The following is a 3,088-nucleotide window of genomic DNA, read 5'->3' as shown; positions in this document are numbered from 1 at the left end:
AGGTCGTTGCCAGATTTTATTAATCTACACCTGTAGATCAAAACCCTTAGTAAAACACTAAGGGTTTTTTCATTTATAGTAACTACTAACTATACTGGGAGATGAAATTCAAATTGAGTTTATTTGTAAAAAAGCTAAATTGAATAAACGAGCCCTACTCTTAACACTCATAATATTCATTTCGGGTGTTCTTTACCTGTATTACAATAAGAACTATTCTAAAGAGAATTCTGATGAATGGAAGTATGTGACAGAGCATGCGTGTTTGGTGCTAGAATTGACTAATGCTAGATTATTAAAATCAAGTGAAGAGCCGAACATATTAGCTAAACTTAACATTGGTTTTCTGCAGGAAAATTTTATCGACTCATCATATCTTAATAAAAATACAGACAAGTTTCTATTATCTTATTACCAAACTGGTAAGTCAGTTTATAATCATACTTTAATAGTATCTTCAACATCTAAGTTGTTTAAACCTCTCATTGGTAATCTTTTAAGTAAAAATTCAGCAGTTGGAAGAAAGTATCTCGAGAAGGAAATATATGAAATTAAAATTAATGATATTAGTTATTCCTATACTTTTGATGATGAGTATGTTATTTTTAGCTCATCACCTTTGTTAATAGAAGATGTAATTAGGGCGGGTTCTGATTCAAATATAAAATTATTTAAGGCAATTAATTATAAGTTACACAATGTTCCAAAATTGTCGAGTGATGATGGTAATGTGTATATAAATATTAAAAGGCTTAACGATCTCCTGAATGTATTTACGAAAAAGAACGAGGATTTTATTGAGTCATATGGTGTGAACACCTTTCTAGACGCCTCTTTTAATGAAAATTCAATCTCATTCAATGGCTTTACTTATACCGATAAGGATGCTTTTTCTAGCACTTTTATGGATCAAGTACCTGTTAATGATAGATTTAATTATGTAATTCCTTCAAATGCCTTATCTGCGAATAAATTTCTAGTTAGCGATCCATTAAAATGGAAAAGTAGACTTGTGGATTATTGGAAAAATACTAAAGGTAATTTCTCAATATCCAGAAATGATTTCCTAAGAAAATATAAGATTAATGAGGATGATTATTTTTCTAACCTAAAGGATGGCCTTTGTTATGTTGAAATATTGGATGGCCCATCTATAGAATATTTAACATATGTTTCAGTTAATGATGTAAATGAATACTTATCAAATCTTAATCAATTGTCAGAATCTGCAAGTATGATCATTGGGGACTCAGTTTATGTTGAGTCTTATGGAGATTATTTTATATCTGAGTTGAACATCCCTGAATTTCCTAAGTTTATGTACGGGGATAACATCGAAGGTTATGAATCTGTCTACTTTTTAAAATTGAATGAATACATAGTTTTTGGTTCGGGTATAAATGTATTAAAAGATATGGTACAAAGTATTGAATCAGAGAAAACATGGGGTAGGGAATTGACCTTTAATAATTATTTTTCAAGCGGGTTGGAGGAAATAAATATAGGATATAATTATAATCTACCTAGACTCTGGCCATTGATCATTGAAAATGTAGACGCTAATTGGAAGGAATTTTTTATTGAAAATGAAGCTGAAATCAAAAGTTACAGGTTGGGTTTAATTCAATTAAGTAGAATTGATGATAGTTTTTATACTAACGTTTCATTTGAGAAATCAAGGCAGGTTAAGAACTTAACCAGGTCGGTATTTAAACCAGAACATACACTAACTTTCTCCAATCCTCTTACTAGTAAGCCACATGTTGTTAGAAATCATAATACCAATTTGTTGGAAACGGTTGTTCAAGACTCACTAAATAATGTGTCTCTTATTTCAAATGAGGGGAAAAAGCTTTGGACTATAAAAATAGATGAACAAATAAATTCCGATATAGATCAGATTGATTTTTATAAAAATGATAAACTCCAGTATTTTTTCACAACCGAGAGTCAAATATATTTGATAGATAGACTCGGTAATTATGTTGAAGACTATCCTAAAAAGTTAACATTTAAAAGTACGGGTTCAAAAGTAGTTGATTATGATAAGAGCAGGTCTTATCGATTTGTGCTCACATCAAATACAGGCGATGTTTATTTATTTAACAAACATGGTAAGCCTCTGGAGGGTTGGAATCCACTAAAAATTAGTGGTGAACACGTATTTACGCCTTTTCATATCAGAATAAGAGGTAAAGACTGTTTTGTTACACTATTGAAAGATGGCACTTTAACTCTTTATAATAGACGGGGGCAAATAGTGAATGGTTTTCCTAATAAACTCGATGATAGATTCAGCTCAGAGGTATTTGTAGAAACAGGAAGTGACTATTCTAAATCGTATCTTCATTTAGTTTCTAATTCTGGTAAATTCTTTCGAATAAATTTAGAAGGTGAAATTGAAAGTACTCAGGAGTTATTCAGACAAACACAAAAGGCTAATTTTTATATCATACCGGATGCTCTTGAGGAAACATATGTAATTGCAAGGCAAGAAAAGCAAAGACTGGTTTTGTTAGACCAAAACTTTCAAGAGATATTGGCGAAAGACTATTTAGGTTCGGAGAAGTTGGACGTTCAATATTATTTTTTCTCTCCAGGAAATATGATTTATGCCATAACTGATAAACTGCAAGGGTTTACTTATTTATATAGGTCTAATGGTGATTTGATAAATTCCAGGCCTGTAAGTAGTGATAACGAAATTGGACTATTATATTCAGAAGTATCAAATGAATACACTATGTACATTGTTTCAGGAGATACATATTCAAGATTAAAGTTTTAAGTATGAGGTTTATTTTATTGATATTAGTTTTTAGTGCAGCAGTAGCTTTAAAAGCTCAGGAAAAAGATACAATACGCTATAGCCTGGCTACCCCTTACGATGCGGTTATTACTCATCTACAATATTTACAACCTAATAGTTATTATCCAGAAATTGCATCGAAAGCTCTGAAAAAGGATGAAAGAAGTAATGAAGAAATAGCCAGCCTTGCAATTAAGTTAAAACAAATATTTGATGGGTCAGGTGAGTATATTGATGTTGATGAAATTCCAAGAGTTTCTAACTATAAAGACTCTCTAG

At 31.0% G+C, this 3,088-nt stretch carries 1 protein-coding gene and 1 pseudogene; both read left to right on the top strand.

What is annotated here, in order from left to right; genetic code table 11:
- The first annotated feature begins 139 nt into the window (after positions 1-139).
- Complete coding sequence (locus tag RLO81_RS05690; RefSeq protein ID WP_350108489.1) at positions 140-2,788, top strand: hypothetical protein; 2,649 nt, start codon at positions 140-142, stop codon at positions 2,786-2,788.
- A 2-nt stretch (positions 2,789-2,790) separates the two neighbouring features.
- Positions 2,791-3,088: pseudogene (locus tag RLO81_RS05685) on the top strand (mechanosensitive ion channel family protein); the annotation flags it as partial.

This window comes from Fulvivirga sp. (assembly GCF_040220315.1).
Lineage (GTDB): Bacteria > Bacteroidota > Bacteroidia > Cytophagales > Cyclobacteriaceae > Fulvivirga.
This window is presented reverse-complemented; position numbering and strand designations above follow the sequence as displayed.